The following is a 20928-nucleotide window of genomic DNA, read 5'->3' as shown; positions in this document are numbered from 1 at the left end:
TATGCTAACGGGAGGCAGCACTTGGGAAGAAGGAAAAAACTAATCAACAACACAGACATTCCCCAGCACAAGATTGAAGCGATTGCCCGCTGTATCATGCCGGACATTCTCGCTTTCTACGAGAGCGAGGAGGGCCAGCGGGAGTTTGTAGAATGGAAGAAGCAACGGGAGGCGGAGAAGCAGGAGGCCAAAGCGGAATAGGGACGAAAAGGGCGGGCGCACCGTGAACACGGCTGCGCCCGCCCTTTTTGCGTTTATGGGGTCTGCTTCTTTTTCCTTGGGCCTCTCGGCTTGGAGGTCGGCTTGCGCTCCAATCCGTTGCGGAAATGGGTGGCTTCGTAGCGGTCAAAGAAAACAATAAATCCGAACCCATCCCCGATGGGGAATAGGTTCGGATTATATTGGTTTGGTGCGCCTGAAGGGACTCGAACCCACACGCATTGCTGCACGAGAACCTAAATCTTACGTGTCAGCCGAATTGCTCCTTGTTGTGAAAAAACTAAGGTTTTTAGGGCTTTTGCGGCATTGGCGGACGTGCCGGATTTGGTGTTAAAACCTAAACTTTACGAGTCCTTATATCACATTGGGTGGCTATACATTTAGCCACCTTTATTGTGATGCTCCGTAAGACTATTGCAGATTTTACTCGTTAGACTTCACGATAGCTGAGAAAGGTCTTATACGCACTTACTCAATGATCGTTCGCTCAGTTACAAAAGAATTATACTGGAAATATAGGGAAAAGTAAAGCGGACAGTATAAAATTTTTAAACTTTCGAGGAATGGCAACTGCTTGTGTTTCCAGCAGGGAATAAGCATAGAAGAGCAACACCTTTCTTAAATTGAGTTTTCATTTAAAATAAAATTTAAAGGACACATAGCCTGCCAGTATCACCCAAAATGCTGGCAGGTTATTATAAATTCAAGAAGTGTGCTGTGTATCTGGGGCTACTCGCCATAACTCGACGAATCGGTTGTTTTTAGTGTTACTGGAAAGTACAGTTTACAAGGGACTACACAGGGTAACGGTCTGACGGGAGGATTACCGCCCGTCAGATTTTCCATGTAATGTTCAAGCTGTCGCTTGTGGCGGCAACGGTGGTAATCATCAAATCCACCACCCGCCGCTTGTCGTCAAAGGATACATCGTCCCATGTGTCGAGGTAGCCGGAAATCTGGTTGACCTGTCCCGGGCTGATGGTTTCCACCGTCAGCTCGGCTATCTGCTTCACAAGTTCCTGCTTGCGCCCGTCCAGTTCCGCTATCTTCACATTCACATAGGAGAGCAGGACATTGTTCGCGCCCGTCAGACTGTCCACCAGCTTTTCAATCTCGCTGTCCACATGGAGAAGCTCTACTTGCAGGGCGGCGATTTTGGGATTGGCCTTTGCCGCTTTCTTCCTGCCCGTCAGCGTCTTGTGCTTTTCCAGCTTCTTCACCATCTGCTGGTAAACCACCGCTTCCAGTTCGGAAGTGATGATTTTCCCACAGCCCGGACAGCTTTTATTGTCCAGCCGTTTCGTACAGCGGAGATATTGCCTGCCGGACGGATTGAAGATACTCATAAGCGCATATCCGCAGTTCCCGCACTTGATTTTCCCCGCCAGCCATGTGTGGGTGGCTTTTCGGGCGGACTGGATTTTCATGTTGTTCATCAGCTTCTTGCGGCAAGCCAGCCATATATCCGCCGGAACAATGCCCTCATGGGGAGCCAGCACCAGCATTTGGTCTTTCAAGTCGTTTTTCTTGCTGGGCTTCACATCCCGCCCCTGATACAGATAACAGCCGTTTGTCCCCGTAAAGTCGGCGGCGTCATTGACGATAACCGTACCCTGGCTTTTGAAAAATTCGTACACATCCAAGTCCGCCTGCACATAGACGGGATTGCGTAACATCTGCGCCAGTGTGGGGCGTATCAGTTCCTTGCCGTAGAACAAAATCCCCTGTTCGGCAAAGTACCGGGTAATGTCCCCGTAAGAGGTTGTGGGCTGGGCGTACATCTCAAATATCAGCCGGATATTGGCCGCTTCGTCCGGGTTTACCACCAGCTTCTTTGTGTTGATACCGTCCATTTTGATAGGCTCGGTGTGGAAGCCGTAAGGGGCTTTCCCGCCCATCTTGAAGCCCCGCTGACTGCGGGAGTAGTAAGCGTCTGTCACCCGCTTCTGTATCGTTTCCCGTTCAAGCTGGGCGAACACGATACAGATATTCAGCATAGCCCGCCCCATCGGGGTGGAGGTATCAAACTTCTCCGTAGAGGACACAAACTCCACATCGTACTGCTGGAACAGTTCCATCATGTTGGCAAAGTCCAGAATGGAACGGCTGATACGGTCAAGTTTGTAAACAATGACCTTTGCAATCAAGCCCCGCTTAATATCCCGCACCAGTTCCTGAAACTTCGGGCGGTCTGTGTTCTTGCCGCTGTACCCTTTGTCTGTGTATTCCTTACAGTTCCCGCCTTTCAATTCGTATTTGCAAAACTCAATCTGGCTTTCAATGGAAATGCTGTCCTTTTTGTCTACCGATTGCCTTGCATAGATCGCGTCTATCCTGTTATTCATTTTGTCGCTCCTTTTCTTAAAAAGAAACGGAGCTGCTGACAGTTCTATTATACCGCCAGCAGCCCCGCAAATCAACGATGGCTTCGGGATTTATGCCCCGGCTTCCTCTTTCTGCCGCTTATCGGCATATTTGCGGAACACCTCATAAAGCTGCTGCTCCAGTTCCCGGCGTTTGGTCGCTTCCTGCTCCGGCGTGAACACCGGGGAGAGGTTTTCCAGCGTGATTTCCTTTCCCTGAAAAGTCACGACTTCTGTTTCCTTTTTGTATCTGATATTGTTACTTATAAAATCACCTTTCCTTTCCATACTGCCGCTGCTGCCGTTTCAGTTCCGCCAGTATATCCGGCGGGATACGGTCAACCAGCCTTTGCATATCGTGCAGTTCGCTTTCCAGCTTTGCCCGCTCCATGCGGTCTTTGATTTTGCCGCTCTCGCTGGCTCTGGCTCGTGCTTCCAGCTTCTCATTTTCTGCCAGCAGGTCATTGATTGTGACCTTGTACTTTTTCAACTGCCCGGAGAAATTCTCCATCTGCGGGAACCACTTTTTCAGCATGGAGAGGGCTTCCTCTTTTTTCTTTCCGGCGTTCAGCGGGTTAATGCCGTCCAGTGTGGCTTCAATGGCTCTTGCCTGCCGGGAGAGGGAAACCGCCTGTTTGAAAAGCCGGGTGGGGATATGCTTCCGGCCTGTCTTGCTGGCGCTTTCCCCACGCTCCAAGTCGGGATATTTCTCCACCATGTAGGCGTGAAAATCATCCTGCCACTTCGTCAGGTTTGCCCGGTTGCCGATAATCTCCTTAGCGCACAGGCGGTTGTCCTTTGTCAGCGGAACAAAGGTCAAATGCAGGTGGGGCGTTTTCTCGTCCATGTGTACCACCGCCGACACGATATTTTCCCGCCCTACCCGGTGGGTGAGGAAATCCGCCGCCCTCTGGAAAAACGCCTGTATCTCCTTTGGGGATTTCCCCTTGAAAAACTCCGGGCTGGCGGTTATCAGCGTATCGACAAACCGTGTGCTGTCCTTGCGGGTTCGGCACCCGGCCTGCTCAATCCGGCTCTGAATGAAGTGGTAATAGCGTCCCTCCGGCTTGACGATATGGAAGTTGTATTTGCTCCGGCTGGTGTCAATATCAGGGTTGCTGGCGTATTGGTCTTTCTGCCGTTCGTGATGGGCTTCCAGCGGCCTTGCCGGGTTGCCCTTGTGCTTCTCAAAACGCAAAATTGCGTGCTGTGCCATTCTGCTCCTTTCCCCATTCCTTTCCTATCCGGGGTTTTCCACAGGGAAAATCCCGCAGAAAATAGCTCGGATAGGATTGGAATGGATAGAATATAAATCAATCTTTTTAATCTTTGTATTTCTATATACCGTCCGGTTTTCGTACTTCTCAGGAGTGATTTCCGTACTTCATGGGTACGGTTTTCAGCCCTCCGGCGTACCAGAACGGGATTTCTTGAAGTCGGTGTTCGGAACCGCTTCATAGGATTTTGGGAAAATGCGGTTGGGTTTTCCACAGCCCTGCTTCTGGATCTCCACCAGTCCGGCATATTGCAGTTCCCGCATGGTATTTACCGCTTTCTGCCGCCCACAGCGGAGCAGGTCAACTACCTCGCAGATGGGATAGTACAGGTAAATCCGCCCGTACTCGTCCGCCCACCCATTCTTGCGGGATAACTCTGTCCGGCGCAGGATAAAGGCGTACAACACCTTTGCCTCGTTGGACAGGGGCTTGAATGTAGGGGCTTCAAAGAGAAAATTCGGGAGCCGGGTGAAGCTGAACGCCTGTTCCGGCTGGTGAATGTAAATCGTGTTTGTCATATCGTGTTTTGTGGACGGTTAGAAGCCCGTTTTCCGGGGCGGGCGATACTTTATACCACCTGCCCCGGTTTGGGGCCTGCGAAGCCTTATAAATCAAGGCTTTTCCGCTCCTAACTGTCCACAGCAGACCTCCTTTTCCGTTCACTTTCTGTTTTCTGCCGCCTGTGAACTCTGGCGGCGCAGTCCGGGCAGTATTTAGCCCGGTTGGATTTGGGGACGAACACGCCGCCGCAAACCGCACAGCGTTTCATGTCCTTATCCCGGAAAATCTCCGCTTTCAGCGTCCCGTCCAGCGGCAAGACCGCCCAGCGGAACCACTTACAGCAGACCGAGAAAGAAACCGTCTGCGGGCAGGTGCAGGCGTCCCCATCGTCAAGGACAATGCAGTTGCCGTCCTCACAGCAACAGCACTCCCGGCGTATCAGGCTGGCCGCCTGTTTCTTCTGCGCCGGTGTCATGCGGTAAAGGGAACCGTCCGGCCTGCGTTCCAGCGGCGGCAAGTCTTTATAGGGGTTATCTCTCATGCGTTCCCTCCATTTTGCTTTCCATTGCCGTTCTCCCCGAAAAGGTTTCCTGCCTCGTCGTCGCAAGCTGCGTATCGCTCGTTTCGCCGCAAGCGGCAAAACTCACTCGCTCCGCTGCTCCTCCTCTCCCCACAAAGCCATGCGGCTTTGCGGGGGCCCCGACAATAGCGGCGTATTCCGGCGTTGGCACGCTCCCCGCAGCTTCGGGACGTTTTGTCCCGAAGTGACCTCTGGACAAAGTGTCCAAAAGTCCGGCTCCTGGCGGTGCTTCCCCAGCCGTGGTATTCTCTTTTCGGACGGTCATTCTGTTTTCAAGGTGCTGTCCATCGATGAACTACCCTAAGTCTACACGAAAAAAATGCAAATCCCGGCTTTTTGCGAGAATTGCATTTTGATGAAGTTTACACTTTGGAAATTGCATTTTTGCAATTATCTTGTATAATGGAAGTATGCGGAGGAGGTGCGTGTCTATGGCTTTACCCGGAACACCCGGACAGCGGATTTCCGATTTATGCAACGGGAACCACATCACACAAAAGGAACTTGCGGAGAAGATAGGCGTTTCCGCTTCCCAATTGAGCCGCATTGTCAGCGGCGAAACAAGAACGGTAAGCAGTGATATTCTCATAGGTGTGGCAAAGGAATTTAAGGTATCGACAGACTACATACTGGGCTTGTCTACCGTGAGCGTCCGTAAAAGTTACGATATTTCTGAATTAGGCTTGTCAGAGGGGGCCGTGAGGGGGCTTGTGACGGGTGCTGTTGATGTGCAAATCCTCAACCGTCTGTTGGAACACAGGAATTTTCCCAAGCTGATAGATTTGATACGGATTTATTTTCAGGATACGGCGGCAAAGGGCATAACAGCAAGAAACCAGCTTATCGAGATGGCAACGGCTTCCCTGTCCGACCTGATGAAAGAACACCCGGAACACCGGGCAGAAGCGAAGCAGGATTTACAGCTTTTGAACGCCCAAAAGATGGGGGAACATGAAGCGGAGATTGAAAAAATCAAAAATGTGTTCCTGGCTATCCTGCGGGACATTAAGAAAGACATAGACAACGGGGAACAGCCGGGAGAAGCTGTGACCGCCGCTATGTTCCAAGCCATGCGGGACGCACTGGCGGAACAGAAACAAAAACCGCTTTCCATTGACGATGTAACGGCGATGATAGCCGGACAGATTGGACAGCTTGCGCCGATGGACGAGGAAACCGCCGACCTGTTTCAGCGGTTAGTAAAGAAAATGATTGAACAGGCAGAGAAATAAATGTAGGAGAATATTAGAAAATGGGAAAAAGCAACTCGTACTATATGCAGCTTCATGTAGAAGCACTGTTTACAATGAATGAAAAGAACGAACTTATGACTATAAGGGAACCATGGGACTCCACTTCACAGCCGGCTCCCCGCTTCTATTTGACAAGACCACTTTACGAAAAACCACATACTTATTTTCGTGCTGACGTACCGAAAGAATTATGATATAATGAGTTATCAACAAATCAAAATTTGTGGAGGTAAAATATAGATGAATCAAGGAAGAATTATTGTGATTACAGGCTCACCGGGGACAGGAAAAACAACAACTGCGTCAATTGTCGCAAAGGAATCAGATATGGATAAATCAGTGCATATGCACACCGATGACTTTTTTCATTACTTAAGCAAAGGCGCAATACCACCACATTTGCCAGAATCCAACGAGCAAAATCTGGTTGTCATTGAAGCCTTTTTAGAAGCTGCAAAGCGATATGCTCGTGGCGGATATGATGTAATTGTAGATGGGATTGTCGGGCCATGGTTTTTGGAGCCATGGAAAGCTCTTGTTCGGGAACATTATGAGGTGCATTATATTATTTTAAGGGCAAGTAAGGAAGAAACCTTAAAGCGGGCTGTTGAACGCTCAAAGTTAGACCGAAAAACAAATATCGAATTGGTAGAAACAATGTGGGAGCAATTTTGCAATCTGGGAATATATGAATCGAATGTTGTAGATACGACCAATTATTCCATTCAAGAAACTGTTTCCGCAGTACAAGAAAAAATCGCAAGTAGGGCAGCATTGTTGTCTTAGATTGTTTTGGTGCAATTCCCATTTATCGAGCAGATGAAGTTGGGGAGCCGCCTGGAGGCGGCGGTGCCGAAGGATAAAATAGGAGATGTTAATGTTATGAATAATGAATACGATAATGAGAAGTTTTTTGAAGAATATGCAAAGATGTCCCGCAGTAAAGAGGGGTTAAAAGCTGCTGGTGAATGGCATCAATTAAAACCTTTGTTTCCTTCGTTAGAAGGAAAATCTGTTCTTGACTTGGGGTGCGGATATGGCTGGCACTGCAAGTTCGCAGAAGAACAAGGAGCTACAAAAATATTAGGGATCGATTTAAGTAAGAAAATGATTGAGGAAGCCCAAAAGCGCAATTCAGGAAATCAAATTGAATATCGTATTAGCGGATTAGAGGAATATGACTATCCAGAAAATGAATGGGATTGTGTTATATCTAATTTAGCTCTGCACTATATAGAGGACATAGTGGAAATATTTCAAAAAGTGTATAGGACATTAAAACCAGGTGGAATTTTTCTTTTTAATATCGAACACCCTGTTTTTACCGCAGGAGTTGGGCAGGATTGGATTTATACAGATGATGGGAAACCGCAATATTGGGCGATTGATAATTACTTTATAACAGGAGAACGAAATACACATTTTTTAGGATGTGATGTAGTAAAACAACATCACACACTTACACAGATTATAATGGGATTGCTGAACAATGGGTTTGAGCTTAAAGTTGTAGAGGAAGCAGAACCGCCTAAAGAGATGATGGATATTCCGGGTATGGAAGATGAACTTCGCCGCCCGATGATGTTACTTGTAAAGGCGATAGCGAAAAAATAATATCTCTATTAGGAAAACTGATATACCCCAATTTAGAGAATGGCATAGTAATTCCTAGTGATAAAGAGAAAATGATTGCACTGGCAAATAAATACATTGAAAAAGAAAATGTAGATGCACTCATTCTCGCCTGTACGGAGCTGCCACTTGCCATAAAGCCCGAAGATGTTAATGTGCCAATCGTGAATACAACCCAAGTACATATCAATGCAATTTACCAATATGCAATTCGATAAAAATAGCAAAGCCAGCCGAGCCAGTCAACGGTCAAGATGAACGGCGCATTTCATGCGCCGCCGTTGACAGCCCCGCCCGTCTTTGCTAAAGGGTAATCAAGGCGGGAAAGCCCTAAAATGGCTTCACACCTATTTCAATAATTGGAGGAGATAAAAATGAGATCAGAAAAGGAAGTTTATGATATTGTTTTGAATTTTGCAAAAACAGACAAACGCATTCGCATGGTTACTTTGGAAGGATCTAGAACAAATACAAATATTCCGCCTGATGATTTTCAGGATTTTGATATTACTTTTTTTGTTACGGATATGGACAGCTTCACAAGTGATGATAAATGGCTAGATATATTTGGTGAAAGGTTGATTCTGCAAAAGCCGGAAGATATGGAATTATTTCCAGCTGTAGAAAAGGGATTTTCATATTTAATGCTGTTTACTGATGATGTTAAGATAGATTTAACTTTGCTGCCGCTGGAACTGATAGACGAGTATTTTACATGGGATAAACTGGTAAAGTTACTGTTGGATAAAGACAACCGTATCGTAAAGCCGCCAATACCAACGGATATAGACTACCACTTGCAGAAGCCTACTCAAAGAATGTTTGACGATTGCTGTAATGAATTTTGGAATACTACAACATATGTAGTAAAGGGCTTATGCCGCAAAGAAATTCTTTTTGCTATTGACCATATGAATGATATAGTACGAAAAGAATTGCTTCGCATGATTTCCTGGCTGATTGGTATCAAACAGGGATTTCATTTCAGTTTGGGAAAAAACTATAAATTTATGAAGCAATATGTCCCAGAGGAATTGTGGGAACGACTTATGTCCACTTATAATATGGATTCCTATCCCCATATGTGGGAATCCTTTGAACAATGTATGGCATTGTTCCGGGAGGTTTCGTCAGAAGTGGCATGCCAGTTGGATTACCAGTATCCACTATATGATGAAAAAATCAGTAATTATGTGATTCGGCAAAAGAAAAAATATGGCATTGAAGATGATAACAAATAAAATTTTTTCAATCGAAAAAATTTATTTTGATTATTCAATTTTGAAAAACTGAATACCTCAAAATCAGAAAGAGCGCGGACAAGCACTTTGAGGGATTGGCCGCCTTGTCCACCCATCCAGCGGGGCGGCGGGCGGCGGTCAAGGCCGGGTGTAACCCCGTTCATTTCAGCCTTGACGGTTGCCCGCTGTCCTGCTACTTTTCCGGGAGTGTGGCCACAACTTCGGGACACTTTGTCCACAAGTCGGAGCGTAGGACGAGGGACGGGGGCTTTCATATACCTGCCGCCGTTCTCTGAAAACAGGCCGATTTTTTGCTCATTCCCATTCGCAAAAATTCAGCCTGTTTTCCTGCCGGAGCAAACGGGGCGCAAGAAGCACCGCACCCCGTTTCCCCCGTCAGCCACGCCAGCAGGTATAACACACTACACTTTGCAAGCAAAGTCGTGTGCCAAAGGGGGCACCCCTTTGGAAACCCCGGACAACAAAACAGGCGGTATGCTGCCCTCTCCGGGAGCATACCGCCGTTTGTTGTCAGCAGCCCGTTTCACGGTCTGCGTGTAGTTCCTTGTAAACTGACCTAATATGAGATATAAATACCCTCTTTTTGTAGCGAAGCCTTCATAAGAGTAAGGATTCTGGACAGATGATTTGGTGCAGCTGGTACACCCCCTACACCAAACTCATCATCCATTTTCCATAACTCAGACCATAGATCCGACATCGTCCCTTCCCAATGGTTTCTATTTTCTTCTAGAAATCCATCAATAATATTGTAAAGGGGATTATCGTACAACGCAAAAACATTTGTATCCCGTGTTTCTGTCATTTGACGGTACTCTTCACAAAATCGTTTTCCTCGACCTGTTTCCATAGCTTCACAGATATAATAGCCATACTCATAGAAATCTATCAGTCTGGGAGCGTCACCGATAGAATCTTCTTTGTATATTTTTAATGTCTTTGAAAGGACATCAAAGATTCCCCCTAAAATCACCGGCAAATCTGATTGAAAATCTCGAATCAAAGCCTTTTCAGATTTTCGTTCCTCAGGAGATATGGACGGTAAATTGATGATGATACTTCTGTCCAACAAATCTTCTTTTGTAACAATCCCGCTGATACCATTAAGGATAACGGGTTGACGTAAATTATAGACGCAGCTTTCAGAGTCGGTAAACAGCTTTCGTTTGATAATCTGTGTCCCTGTTACGATGGAACACATCATATCACTTTGCTTTTTATTTAGTCTATCAAGATTATCGTAGGCGGCAAGATACATATGCGTGTAGATATCTTTTAATTCAAATTCATTTTGTGGAAAAATACAAGGTGCATTGTTTTTACAAGGGTCAATCAGCATTTTAAGCAACGTGCTAACTGTGCTTTTGCTGGAACCAGCCGCCCCTTGTAGCACCAGACAAGGATGGATAATATCAATAAAGCAACTTACAAGATAGGCGAGGAACACATTTCGGCTGCCTGCTGGGATTCTGCAATATTTGAAAATCAAGTTGAGATCACCATTTTTTCTAGGCATTGGAAGGACTGCTTGCATCATATTTCTTGAAAAGTAGGTATCTCCGCATTCTTTTTCCAACCAGCCATCGGAAGAGATTTCAAAATAGTGATACTGGCTATCCCCTTTATCGACCCGAATAACAGAACCATCCGGGTCCATGTGAATTCTCAGCTTGGTGTCAACCTTGGGCTGTGACTTGATAATTTTCCCTTGGTAATTGAAAACACATTCCTTAATTGTTTGCTTATGTGTGATAAAGAAGCAATAGAAGTGCAAAAAATTTTGCCGTTCCTATCCGACACTTGGCCATTGTGTCGGATAGGTCGGGCGGTTATTCGGGCAAGTCAATCTTGCCGACAAAGCTGTAATAAATCTCAATGTCCTGCCTGCGGGTGCCGTTCTCATCATAGCTGCACTCATGCACCACAATTTTCTCGATCATTTCCCGCAAGAGAGTGGGGGTCAGTTCTTCAAAGGCAAGGTGCTTGCGGACAATGCCCATAAATTTCTCGGCGTTGACGGTAGCTGCCTGTGACTTGTCCAGTTCGGCTTGCAGGGCGGCGGCTCTCTTTTTCAGCTCCGCTTGCTCGGCTTCGTAGTCAGCCGACAGTTCCATGAAACGCTCATCGCTGATTTTGCCGTTTACATTGTCCTCATACAGCCGCTTGATAATGCGGCTGATTTCAGAAATGCGTTCCTGCGCCTGTTCAAGCTGCTTGATGGCTGCGGCGGTCTTTCGCTTGCCGCCGATCTCGTTCTGCTGGACAAGTAGTTTCACAAACCGGCTCTCATGCTTGGCTGCGTATTCGGTCACTTGCCGGAGATTTGCCAGGACACCAGCGGTCAACAGATCGGTGCGGATAAAGTGCGCCGTACAGTTGCGGGTGCGCTTCTTGTAGCTGCCGCAGATGTAGCAGTCCTGTTTGCGGTCTTTGTTCTGATACCGCTGCTGATACAGCACATGGCCGCAGTCGGCGCAGAACAAAATCCCGGAGAACAGCCCCACTTCATCGTAGCGGTTCGGGCGTTTGCGCTGTTTGCGTAACTCCTGCACCCGTTCCCATGTTTCCTTGTCGATGATCGGCTCATGGTGGTTCTCGAAAATGGCCTGCTTCTCGACGGGGTTCTCTATGCTGTGCTTGACCTTATAAGAAGGCTTTTCCGTTTTGAAGTTCACCAGACATCCGGTGTACTCTCGGTTTTCGAGGATATGAACGACGGTGTTGGTCGCCCATTTGCACTCATAGCCTGGGTGATAACGGCGGGTGCTGCCTGTCCGCTGATATTCCAGCGTCCCCGGCGTGGGGATTTGCTGCTCCGTCAGCATACGGGCAATCTTGGTCGGGCCGTTCCCGGCAAGGCAAAGCTGGTAAATCTGCTGCACCACCGGGGCGGCTTCCTCGTCTATAATAAAATTCTCGTCCTCGTCCATCACATAGCCGTAAACCGGCTTGCTGGTAACAGGCTTGCCGCTCATGCCTTTTGACTTTTTCACTGCCTTGATTTTCTTGCTCGTATCTCTCACCAGCCATTCATTGAACAGATTTCGCAGCGGGGTAAAATCGTTGTCCATGCCCTCGCTGGCACTGTCCACATTATCGTTGACAGCGATAAAACGCACACCCTTTTGAGGGAACAGCATTTCCGTGTAAAACCCTACCTGCAAGTAGTTTCGCCCTAACCGGCTCATGTCCTTGACGATGACCGTACCCACTTTCCCGGCTTCAATGTCCGCAAGCATGGCTTGAAATCCGGGCCGCTGGAAGTTCGCGCCGGAAAAACCGTCGTCGGTGTACCAGCGCAGATTGGTAAAGCCGTTCTGTTTTGCGTAGGTTTCGAGTATCCTTTTTTGGTTCGATATGGAATTACTCTCGCCTTGCAATTCATCCTCGTGGGACAATCTCGGATAAAGGGCGGTAATGAGGTTTTGGGTGGCTTGTCTTAACATAAAATCCTCCGTTTCCGACAGCCAGCCCCACTATTCCGTGGTTTCATTGTACCACGGAACGGCGGGGGCTGTACAGCGGCAAAAGCGTTAAATTTGCTTCTTTACAGCTTTTCAATTTTCCGATTTTTATGGTATGGGTTGTCGTCCCATATTTGCAGTAGAAAAGTTCATAACTCCGTGGTATACTCTGATTTAACAAAAAAATCAGAAGTTAAAGGAGAAAACATGAAGTATACAATAGATGAATTAACCGCGGCCAAAAGGCAAATTGATTCAACTCTGCACAAGCTAAGAGAAACAGTAAAAACATTTGAATCAAAGGATAATTCCGAGCGTTATAAATCACAAATCACATTGGCAAAGAGAAGAATAAAAGCCTTTGAAATTGCAAATTATTTTATAGAGAATGAGATTAAGAATTGCTAAAGCACTTCCGATTTTCGTTCCAGCGGTCATGCTCCCTGGCATGGCCGCTTTTCCATGCCCCGGTTCACGCCGGATAAGTCGGCTCCTGTGTAGCAGCGGCTTCCGCTTCCAGTACCCGCGCCATTTTGTCGGCGGCTGTGGTTGTGGTGTCTTTCTTGAAATAGCCGGACACGACAAGGACGGAATTGCCCATGCGGATTTCCGTCACACAGTCAGGGCGGCGGGTGGTGCGGGTGTCGTGCTGCTTGTTATCTGCCATAGGCAATACTCCTTTCAGTCGGTAATCAGTTTCTTCATGCTCTCCATTTTCCGCTTGGCGGTTTCCTGCCGGAAGTTGTCGCCGGTAAAGCGTACCGGGACGCACATGGAAAGCAGGCGGTCATAAATCCGGGAATGGGCGGTGTCCTCCGGGTTGTGCAGGTCGTCCAGCGTAAGGTTGGTCGTGACGATCAGCGGCTTGCCGCTGCGGTAACGGCTGTCAATCACATTGAACACCTGTTCCAGCCCGTATTCCGTCCCGCGTTCCATGCCGAAGTCGTCAAGGATCAGCAGCGGATAACGACAAAGGCGGGAAATGTACTCGTTGCGCCCCTCAAAGCTGGCGGCAAGGTCATTGAGGATAAGAGCAAAGTTCGTCATGCGGACGGGGATTTCTTTCTCCATGAGGGCGTTTGCGATACAGCCTGCAAGGTAGCTTTTGCCGGTGCCTACGCCGCCCCAGAACAGGCAGCCGATATTGTCTGTCCGCATATCTTCCCAATGCTCCACATACCGGCGGGCAAGCCCGGTCTGCGGGTTCCTGCCGTTGTCGTTCTCGAAAGTCCAGTCCCGCATGGTGGGGTCGGTAAAGCCCCGGCGTTTCAGTTCTTCCACGGTGTCAAGGTGTCTGCGCCGCTTTTCGGCGGCTTCCCGTTCCTCGCGGGCGGTTCTCTGGCAGTCGCACTCTGCCGGGTGGCGGTCGCGCCCGAAGATAGCGGCCTTATCCGGCGCAAAATAGGCTTCTTTCGGCTTGCGGCACTTGCCGCAGTACAGTAAACCGTCCTCGCCGGTGTAGTCCTCCGGCTCCGGGATGGTGGTCGTCATATTCTCCAAAACCGCGTTGATTTCATTCTTCATAAACTCTCGCCCTCCTTGCATGAGTAGTCTGGTATGCCCTTTTTAGGGGCTTCCTTTTTGTCGTTCCCCGCCCATATCCGCAGGGCGGCGGCATAGTTCTGGTAGCTTTTCCCGTTGGCGGCAAGGTAGCGGCTCATTTCCTCGATGAACCGTTCCAGCCTGTCAGGGTACTCTGCCTGCAACTCGTCGTATTCGGTCTGTGACAGAAAAATATTTCCATATCGGCCATAGGGCGCGGACGGCCCCCCACTCACTCCCTTTGTTTGGCTCTCTGTAAGGTTGTTTATAGTAGTTTGGTTAGGGGACGGTTTTCCGACCATCATAAGGTCGGTTTTCTGACCATCAGTAGGACGGTTTTCCGGCTCTATGAGGGGCGGACTTCCGGCCATCAGTTGGTCTGAAAACTGTACCTGTGGCACTGGCGGTACTTTGACATAAAGCCGGTTCGGTGCGGAGAAGCCGCCCCGTTCCCGTTCCAACAGCCCCGCCGTGTCCAGTTCATTAAGCGCCCCCTTGATGGTGGTGCTGCCTTTATCCAGTATTTCTGCTATCTCCGCGATGGGATAGATAATATAAATCCTGCCCTCGTCGTCCAGCCACTTGTTTTTCTGGGAGAGGGTGGAACGGTCTAACAGCAGCGAATACAGCAGCTTGGCGGTCTGTGAAATCTCCATTTTCAGCAGGAAACGGGGATACGGCAGATAGGCGGGCAGCCGCGTGTCTGCCCTGATATAATCAGCGATAGGATCACCTCCCTGTGTTCGGGTTGATTTTGGCGTATTGTCACGCATTAAAACGCCGTTTCCGGGGGAAAAGGATAAATGTATCGCGTACCCTTTGACACCCACGAAAAAAGCCTTGATTTATGCGGGTTTGAAAGGCTCTAAAGCGTGACATCTCTGCCTTTGTTTCCGCTTTCTCTCGGCGGCTTTGATTTTCTTCATGCGCCCGGCGCAGTCGGGGCAGTATTTTCCCCGGTTGGATTTGGGGACAAAGGCCGCCCCGCAGACGGCACACCGTTTCCGGCTTCCCCGGCACAAGAGGGCTGCGGCCAGCTCCCCGTCAAGGGGCAGGACAGCCACACGGAACCAGTGGCACATGAGGGAAAAGGAAATGCTCTGGACGCACACGCAAGGCTCCCCGTCGTCCAATAGCAGGCAGTTCCCCTCATCGTAGTTACAGCACTCATGTACCAGCCGCCGCGCCCGCCGGTGCTGGCGGTAGTCCATGTGGGGCAGGTTATCGCTCATGGCTCTGCTCCTTTCTGCGGTGCGGCTCGTCCCGGCGCAAAATCTGGTCGATGTTCCGCTTGACGGTCTGCAACTCCTTGAACCGCTGTTTCTGTTCGTGATAGGTGTTATACAGGCCGTCTTTCTCGGAGATAAGCTGCTCGATCTCGGCCTGCAACGCTTTCCGGGCGGGCAGCTTGGTAATGCCATGCGCCTTGAAATACCGGGCTGCTGCGTCGGCTATGATAAAATCGCTCTCATGGGCCTGCCGGTATGCGGCGCGGGCTTTCTCGGATTTCTGTGCCCGCAGCCCGTCGCGGGCGGCCTTGGTCTGGGCGTAGGCCAACACCTGCCGCTGCAACTTCTTTTTCCCTTGCAGCTTCGTTTCCAGTGCTTTCAGTTCGCCGCTGGTCTGGCGCATTTTCTGATAGGCGGTGTCAACGGCGGCTTCTAACTGCTCCGGGGAAGTAAAGCCGTATTGCTGGTAGACGGACAGCGTTTTGGCGGCCTGCTTCAGATTGTGTATCTTCGCCCAGCGTTCATAGCCCCGGCCTTTGCCCTCGGCCATTTTCTGCTCAATGTCCACAAGCCGCTGCACTCCGTCCTGTTTCGGGGCGGCTATCTCGGCTCTGGCAACCTGCAAGCGGTCTTTTATGGTGCGTGGGGGATCGGGGGATCTGGCTGGCGCTTCGGCTGCTCTGGCGGCGTTTTGCTCTAAAACGGCAAAGACAGCGGCGCGGTCAAAATCGTCGCCCAGCTTCCGGGCGGTAATTGGCTTTGTCCTGTCCGGCGTGAGGTAGGAAAGCCGCCCCCGGCTCTCCTTGACGGTCACACCCTCCTGCAGCAACAGAGAGGAAAACTCGTCAAAGCTGGCGGCGGTGGCAAGGGCTTTCCGTAGGGTCTGCCGCAGCTTCTCCTTGTTCGTTTCAAACTTGGTCTGCCGGGGCGTGATACTATCGGCAATCATGGGGGCGTTCTGCTTGTCCAGCGCGGCCTGTCCCTTTTTCTGCGCCCAATACTCCCGGTCGGTGACGCGGTTCTTGCTGCCGTTCAAGAGGTCGATTTGATAAAGCCCCTCCCGGTGGCACATCTCCATGACTTCGGATTTGAAGTAGCGCAGGGCAGCGTCGGTACATCGGTGCTTGCAGCCGACTTTCGTATCGGCCGGCCTGTCCATGTAGGGCAGGAACGGCACTTCCTCAATCCGCAGGCTGTTTATGACGATATGCACATGAATGTTGCCGCTGTGGTTATGCCCGTCCGGGTGGGTGCAGACAAGGGCCTGGTGGCCGGGAAAATGCTCTTTACAGAATTGTTCCCCCAACGCCTGCGCCCGGTCTACGGTCAGGCCGTTGTCCGGCCCGTCCCGCGGGTCAAAGCTGATGATGTAGTGGTGGCTTTTCACATCTTCCCGCCGCTGGTTTTTCTGATAGCGGAGATTGGCCCGCATACACGCAACGGCAAAATCCTCCCCGTCGCAGTTCAGCGTGGACAGCCGGTAGTCCTCGCGGGGGATAAGCCTGCCGGTTTCATCAAGGACGGGCTTCATGGTAAACTCGTCATGCTCAAAGAGAAGATATTGCTCGGCGGCTCCGTAGTCGGCGTTTTTAGAGTTGATATGCTTGAGTGTTGCCAACCGCGTCACCTACTTTCTTGAGGACTTCATACTTGAGGACGGCAAGGTCGGATATGGCGGCGCGTACCTCGCCGGAAAGGGTGTTGTAGGGTACGCCGTATTCGTTCAGATACCGGGCAATCTGATTGAGGTTGCCGCCGATCCTGCCGTACTCGGCTGTCAGCTTCCCGACAGCGGAAAGCAACTCGTCATTGATGTGTACCACGCCGAAAAGCAGGATGGCGTGACCAATCAGCAGGTGGTCATCCACTACAACTGCATCGGGGCCTTTGAAGTGCCAGACCGCAAGAAAATCCCGGAGGCCGACATTATCATGGAAACGAGAAAAGGCGTAGCTGTCAGCTACGCCCCGGCACAGATTGCAGTATAAATTTTGCAGAAAACAAAAATACGGAGTGTCCGTTACAGGATACTCAAATCCTATAAGGACACTCCGCATGGTCCCCCGACCGATTGTAAATCCGAACTCTCAATGTCAGTAAAATCAAGCCTTTCCTCACCCTCCTTATAGTTAAAGGTAATCAAAATGTAATCGTCAAAGACGGTCACGGAGTTTACAAATCTGTCAATAAGCCTCCGCCGTTCTTCCAGCTTGGACACATCCAGGGTACGGAAACGGCAAATCCAGTATGTCACATCCTCACGGGTCAGCATGGGGTGGTTCATTTTCTCCTGGATGATTTGCAGCTCTATATCCGCTTTCCTGTCCTCCAACTCGTCAAGCCGCTGTTTGGTGGAGGCGTTTATAATCCCCATCTGGATAGCGTTCAGCATATTGGTGATACCTCGCTCTGTTTCCTCCAACTGGTGCCGGAGTGCCGGGAGGACGCTACTCTCTCTGGTCTGAATGTCCATCACGGTGTCGGCTATGTACTCCACAAAATTATCGTCCATTACCTTTGCCATAACAGCGTTGACAACAGCGTTTTCAATGGGCGTTTTCCGTATGCTCTTGTGCTTGGCGTTGCAGCTTTTTTGTTTCTTGGTGTTTACACAGCGATAATAATGGTATTTCCGGCCCTTGCTGGCGCTGGTGCCGCTCTCGCCAACCATCATGGCCCCGCAGGTGCCACAAAACAGCTTTGTGGTCAGCAGATAATCGTCCTCGGCCTTGTGGCGGGCCGGGGCTTTTCTGTTTGCCGCAAGCCGTTTTTGCACCCTGTCAAACAGGTCTTGGGGGACAATGGCGGGGATACCGCCGGGGGTGACAATTTCCCGATAGCTGTATTCCCCGATATACTTCCGGTTTTTCAGCAGACGGGCCATAAAGTTCAGGTCAATCTTTTTACCTCGTACCGTTGTAACGCCCTTTTGCCGCATTTCCTCCATGATTTCCTTCATGGTGGCTCCCTGGTCATACCGGGTGAATATTTCCAGCACCACGGGGGCGGTGCGAGGGTCAAGCTGGTACTGCATATCCTTGTCTATAACATAGCCGAAGGTGGGCGTACCGCCGTTATACTTGCATTTCAGAGCGTTTTCCGTATGGCCCCGGATAACCTTCTCGGACAGCTCAGCGGAGTAGTATTCCGCCATACCTTCCAGCATACTTTCCAGAATGATACCCTCCGGCCCCTCGGAAATGTTTTCCGTAGCAGAAAGCACCTTGACGCCATACTTCCGAAGCTGGGCCTTATAATGGGCGCTGTCGTAGCGGTTCCGGGCGAAACGGTCTAACTTCCAGACAATGACCACATCAAACAGGCCCTTGGCGCTGTCCTTCACCATGCGCTGGAAGTCCGGGCGGTTGTCGGTCTTGGCGGACAAGGCCCGGTCAATGTATGTCCGCAAAATGGTAATGTCGTTTTTCACACAATAGGCCGTACACTCCCGAAGCTGGCCCTCAATGCTTTCCTCCCGCTGGTTGTCGCTGGAATACCGGGCATAGATCACCGCTTTCATTCCTCGTTCGCCTCCTCTGTCATAATCCGAAGCAGCGCCTCTTTCAGACGCTTGTTGACGGGCGCTTGCGGGTCAAAGCACATTTCTATAAATTCCCGCATTTCCTCGCTCTGTTCCATCTTTTCTTTAAGCGCCTGGGGCTTGTAGTCGTACAGCTTGCCCCGTGGCTCGTCTGTACGGCAGTAGAGATAATCCATAGACACATCAAAATAGTCAGCGTACTTCACAAACATCTCCGGCCCTGGGACGGCTTGGCCCTGCTCGTATCGGTTGATACTGGACTGCTGTGTGCCGAGTATCCCGGCAAGTTTCGTCTGGGACAGACGGACACCCACACGGAGGGCTTTTAGGCGTTCACCAATCATTTCTTTCATTCTGCGGGCCTCCTTTTTCTGTTGATATAAGACTATCGCAAATAAGCATATTAGTCAACTCTTTATTTTGTTTCCTCGTAAATCCCAGTATTGAACCGGGGTGTCAGCCAGCCTGCGGCTGACACCCCTTGATAACCGAAAAGCCCAGGCCCCTCCCCCTGTCAATGGCGGCACATGGGCCGTTTATCTTGACCATTGACAGGGGGAGGGGGCTGGGCTACTGGCAAGAAAGGCAGGGCAACGCAAGATATAGAATTATTTACAAAATATTCATCAATATATGGAATAGGTATGGTAATATATCGTTGCCCTGCCATAAATGAAACATGAAAAACCAAGAAGCAAAGTAAGCCGCCGTTTTCAGCGGCACACAAGGAGGAACCCCGGACGGTGTTTAAGATACCGCCCACATGTGACGGGCATGGGAAAGCGGTTGCTGTACGCTGTCCCGGCAAGTGCCCCAGGATTGACGGGGGAATACGGCTCCATTTCCGTATTCCAATGTAACATTGAATTATCGTGAGCGGGCTTTGCGCGCCGGAGGTGGATAGTAAACACTATTATTCACCCAAGGCGTATTTCACGATAAGGAGGTGGCCGCTATGGTAAGTAGTCTTTTCCTGTTACGGCGATACCATAGACCCCAGCGACACGACCCCAGGCGCACCACCTCCGGCGGCAAACCCATCTAAACCGAAATCTGTAATCCGAGGATACAGCTTTGGCAGTTCAGACGCCAAAGCAAGGCCCGGATTATAGACTTGAATTGTCCAAGCTGGTGAACGGATATTTAGCCGTGCTGGAATGGAGTCCCGCACGGCTGGCGAAAATGTCCGGACAGTCCAAAGCGACCATCAGCAGAATAACGAGTTACGACACAGAAAGGAACCCCTACTACCGGCCGGAGTTAAGGACGATACAGGCCATTGCCCAGGCGCTGGAACTCACATTAGAGCAGCGGCGTGAGCTGTTTTATACAGCGTTCCCGGAGTTCTATGTGTGGGACGAGGCGGCGGAGCATGGCTACACCGTAGACGAAACCAACGACCTGCTGCACGGCAGGGGCCTCCCCCTTCTGACATCTGACAAGTGAATGACCGATTAAAAGCCGACGCCCTATACAGCACAGGGGCGTCGGTTTTTTGCGCCCTTTCAAGTGTTTCACGCATGAAACGACATTTTGCTTTTTCCCTGGTATGATGGGGACAACACAAGGACTTGTGATTTCAAAAGGGTGGGGCAAAGGCCACGCACCGCCCGGAAAGGAGAACCTATGAAGATCACCGACCTTATCATTGACCCCCGGAGCCTTGGGAGCAAGCTGTGGCTGGTGGAGGTGTCCCCGGCCTATGAGTATCGTGAAAACCGCAAAACTGATACCGTCCTCGGCTACCGCTATACCGTCGCTATGCCGGAAAAGGGCCTGGACAAAATCAATGTGCGGATTGACGGGGATAAACGCATGGACGCCCCGGACGGCTATGCGGAGGTGCGCTTTGACGGCCTGGAGGTATTCATCTATTGGAGCCAGGGGCAGCCCCAGGTGGGGGCCAGGGCCACGGGTATCCATTTGGTGAACCCTAAGACCTGATGCGCTGGCGGCGCTGGGGAGGCCAGCCGGGGAAAAGACAATTCCCCTCAAGGGAAGTGTCCCCCGGCGGCAGCGCCAGCGCCGCCTTTCCCATAAGGGGGCAGTATTACCCCTTATGGGA

Annotated in this window: 24 protein-coding genes and 1 pseudogene; 10 read left to right on the top strand and 15 right to left on the bottom strand. The window is 50.2% G+C overall.

Annotated features, from left to right (window positions below):
• Nucleotides 1–21 precede the first annotated feature (21 nt).
• Nucleotides 22–201: a hypothetical protein gene (locus tag SRB521_RS03830; protein ID WP_087214598.1), complete on the top strand. Its 180-nt coding sequence runs from the start codon at nt 22–24 to the stop codon at nt 199–201.
• A gap of 851 nt (nt 202–1052) precedes the next feature.
• On the opposite strand, the gene SRB521_RS03820 is transcribed toward SRB521_RS03830, so the two are convergent.
• The 5 genes from SRB521_RS03820 to SRB521_RS03795 form a co-directional block, all read right to left on the bottom strand.
• Nucleotides 1053–2564, bottom strand: coding sequence for a recombinase family protein (locus SRB521_RS03820; protein WP_007215987.1), 1512 nt, complete (start codon nt 2562–2564; stop codon nt 1053–1055).
• Between the two features lie 90 nt (nt 2565–2654).
• Nucleotides 2655–2870 carry a hypothetical protein gene (locus SRB521_RS03815; protein ID WP_007215986.1) on the bottom strand — a complete coding sequence of 72 codons (216 nt, stop codon included), beginning with the start codon at nt 2868–2870 and terminating at the stop codon, nt 2655–2657.
• Complete coding sequence (mobV, locus tag SRB521_RS03810) at nt 2854–3798, bottom strand: MobV family relaxase (RefSeq protein ID WP_007215985.1); 945 nt, start codon at nt 3796–3798, stop codon at nt 2854–2856. The genes SRB521_RS03815 and mobV overlap by 17 nt, the downstream gene beginning before the upstream one ends.
• Nucleotides 3799–3981: 183 nt before the next feature.
• Complete coding sequence (locus SRB521_RS03800) at nt 3982–4377, bottom strand: replication initiator protein A (protein ID WP_007215984.1); 396 nt, start codon at nt 4375–4377, stop codon at nt 3982–3984.
• A 110-nt stretch (nt 4378–4487) separates the two neighbouring features.
• Nucleotides 4488–4901, bottom strand: a complete 414-nt coding sequence (locus SRB521_RS03795; RefSeq protein WP_007215983.1) for a cysteine-rich VLP domain-containing protein — start codon at nt 4899–4901, stop codon at nt 4488–4490.
• Between the two features lie 470 nt (nt 4902–5371).
• On the opposite strand from SRB521_RS03795, the gene SRB521_RS03790 reads away from it, so the two are divergent.
• The 5 genes from SRB521_RS03790 (at nt 5372) to SRB521_RS03765 (ending at nt 9066) form a co-directional block, all read left to right on the top strand.
• Complete coding sequence (locus SRB521_RS03790) at nt 5372–6172, top strand: helix-turn-helix domain-containing protein (RefSeq protein ID WP_007834095.1); 801 nt, start codon at nt 5372–5374, stop codon at nt 6170–6172.
• Between the two features lie 261 nt (nt 6173–6433).
• Nucleotides 6434–6979, top strand: coding sequence for a P-loop nucleotide/nucleoside kinase family protein (locus tag SRB521_RS03780; RefSeq protein ID WP_007215980.1), 546 nt, complete (start codon nt 6434–6436; stop codon nt 6977–6979).
• 96 nt (nt 6980–7075) lie between these two features.
• Entirely contained in the window at nt 7076–7807 is a 732-nt protein-coding gene (locus SRB521_RS03775) for a class I SAM-dependent methyltransferase (protein ID WP_022582627.1), read from the top strand.
• On the top strand, nt 7804–8043 hold the full coding sequence (locus SRB521_RS03770) for an aspartate/glutamate racemase family protein (RefSeq protein ID WP_071585656.1): 240 nt from the start codon (nt 7804–7806) through the stop codon (nt 8041–8043). The genes SRB521_RS03775 and SRB521_RS03770 overlap by 4 nt, the downstream gene beginning before the upstream one ends.
• A gap of 156 nt (nt 8044–8199) precedes the next feature.
• On the top strand, nt 8200–9066 hold the full coding sequence (locus SRB521_RS03765) for an aminoglycoside 6-adenylyltransferase AadE (RefSeq protein WP_001255868.1): 867 nt from the start codon (nt 8200–8202) through the stop codon (nt 9064–9066).
• Between the two features lie 577 nt (nt 9067–9643).
• On the opposite strand, the gene SRB521_RS03750 is transcribed toward SRB521_RS03765, so the two are convergent.
• Both SRB521_RS03750 and SRB521_RS03745 read right to left on the bottom strand, forming a co-directional pair.
• Nucleotides 9644–10744, bottom strand: a complete 1101-nt coding sequence (locus SRB521_RS03750) for a hypothetical protein (protein ID WP_129868778.1) — start codon at nt 10742–10744, stop codon at nt 9644–9646.
• A 172-nt stretch (nt 10745–10916) separates the two neighbouring features.
• Nucleotides 10917–12533 (bottom strand): recombinase family protein, encoded by a 1617-nt coding sequence (locus SRB521_RS03745; RefSeq protein ID WP_002596236.1) that lies wholly within the window; start codon nt 12531–12533, stop codon nt 10917–10919.
• Nucleotides 12534–12758: 225 nt separating this feature from the next.
• Here SRB521_RS03745 and SRB521_RS03740 point away from each other — a divergent pair, with 225 nt between their 5' ends.
• Nucleotides 12759–12959 (top strand): hypothetical protein, encoded by a 201-nt coding sequence (locus tag SRB521_RS03740; RefSeq protein ID WP_002596235.1) that lies wholly within the window; start codon nt 12759–12761, stop codon nt 12957–12959.
• Nucleotides 12960–13023: 64 nt separating this feature from the next.
• Here the strand turns inward: SRB521_RS03740 and SRB521_RS03735 are convergent, their stop codons facing one another.
• From SRB521_RS03735 to mobC, 6 genes and pseudogenes are all read right to left on the bottom strand, one after another.
• A complete protein-coding gene (locus SRB521_RS03735; protein ID WP_002596234.1) occupies nt 13024–13218 on the bottom strand; it encodes a transposon-encoded TnpW family protein in 195 nt (64 codons plus the stop codon).
• Nucleotides 13219–13232: 14 nt separating this feature from the next.
• Nucleotides 13233–14075: an ATP-binding protein gene (locus SRB521_RS03730; protein ID WP_002596233.1), complete on the bottom strand. Its 843-nt coding sequence runs from the start codon at nt 14073–14075 to the stop codon at nt 13233–13235.
• Nucleotides 14072–14866 carry a replication initiator protein A gene (locus tag SRB521_RS03725; protein ID WP_006356266.1) on the bottom strand — a complete coding sequence of 265 codons (795 nt, stop codon included), beginning with the start codon at nt 14864–14866 and terminating at the stop codon, nt 14072–14074. The genes SRB521_RS03730 and SRB521_RS03725 overlap by 4 nt, the downstream gene beginning before the upstream one ends.
• Before the next feature lie 72 nt (nt 14867–14938).
• On the bottom strand, nt 14939–15325 hold the full coding sequence (locus SRB521_RS03720) for a cysteine-rich VLP domain-containing protein (protein WP_002596231.1): 387 nt from the start codon (nt 15323–15325) through the stop codon (nt 14939–14941).
• A complete protein-coding gene (locus tag SRB521_RS03715) occupies nt 15315–16940 on the bottom strand; it encodes a relaxase/mobilization nuclease domain-containing protein (RefSeq protein ID WP_002596230.1) in 1626 nt (541 codons plus the stop codon). The genes SRB521_RS03720 and SRB521_RS03715 overlap by 11 nt, the downstream gene beginning before the upstream one ends.
• Nucleotides 16912–17136, bottom strand: a pseudogene (gene mobC / locus SRB521_RS03710) (plasmid mobilization relaxosome protein MobC); the annotation flags it as partial. The pseudogene mobC and the gene SRB521_RS03715, both read right to left, overlap by 29 nt.
• Between mobC and SRB521_RS03705 the strand changes: the two are divergent.
• Nucleotides 17137–17310: a hypothetical protein gene (locus tag SRB521_RS03705; protein ID WP_116722223.1), complete on the top strand. Its 174-nt coding sequence runs from the start codon at nt 17137–17139 to the stop codon at nt 17308–17310.
• A 50-nt stretch (nt 17311–17360) separates the two neighbouring features.
• On the opposite strand, the gene SRB521_RS03700 is transcribed toward SRB521_RS03705, so the two are convergent.
• The gene (locus tag SRB521_RS03700; protein ID WP_116722222.1) at nt 17361–18842 is read right to left on the bottom strand and encodes a recombinase family protein; all 1482 of its coding nucleotides are present in this window, start codon (nt 18840–18842) and stop codon (nt 17361–17363) included.
• Nucleotides 18839–19216 (bottom strand): helix-turn-helix domain-containing protein, encoded by a 378-nt coding sequence (locus SRB521_RS03695; protein ID WP_021629806.1) that lies wholly within the window; start codon nt 19214–19216, stop codon nt 18839–18841. Before SRB521_RS03695 ends, SRB521_RS03700 begins: the two co-directional genes overlap by 4 nt.
• Nucleotides 19217–20012: 796 nt before the next feature.
• Between SRB521_RS03695 and SRB521_RS03690 the strand changes: the two genes are divergently transcribed.
• A complete protein-coding gene (locus SRB521_RS03690; protein WP_129868777.1) occupies nt 20013–20309 on the top strand; it encodes a helix-turn-helix domain-containing protein in 297 nt (98 codons plus the stop codon).
• A 180-nt stretch (nt 20310–20489) separates the two neighbouring features.
• Nucleotides 20490–20807, top strand: coding sequence for a hypothetical protein (locus SRB521_RS03685; protein ID WP_025543417.1), 318 nt, complete (start codon nt 20490–20492; stop codon nt 20805–20807).
• Nucleotides 20808–20928: the final 121 nt, after the last annotated feature.

Origin of the sequence: Intestinimonas butyriciproducens (genome assembly GCF_004154955.1) — a bacterium.
Classification (GTDB): Bacteria; Bacillota; Clostridia; order Oscillospirales; family Oscillospiraceae; genus Intestinimonas; species Intestinimonas butyriciproducens.
The sequence above is the reverse complement of the archived record's forward strand: the minus strand, read 5'-3'. Positions and strand labels throughout refer to the sequence as shown.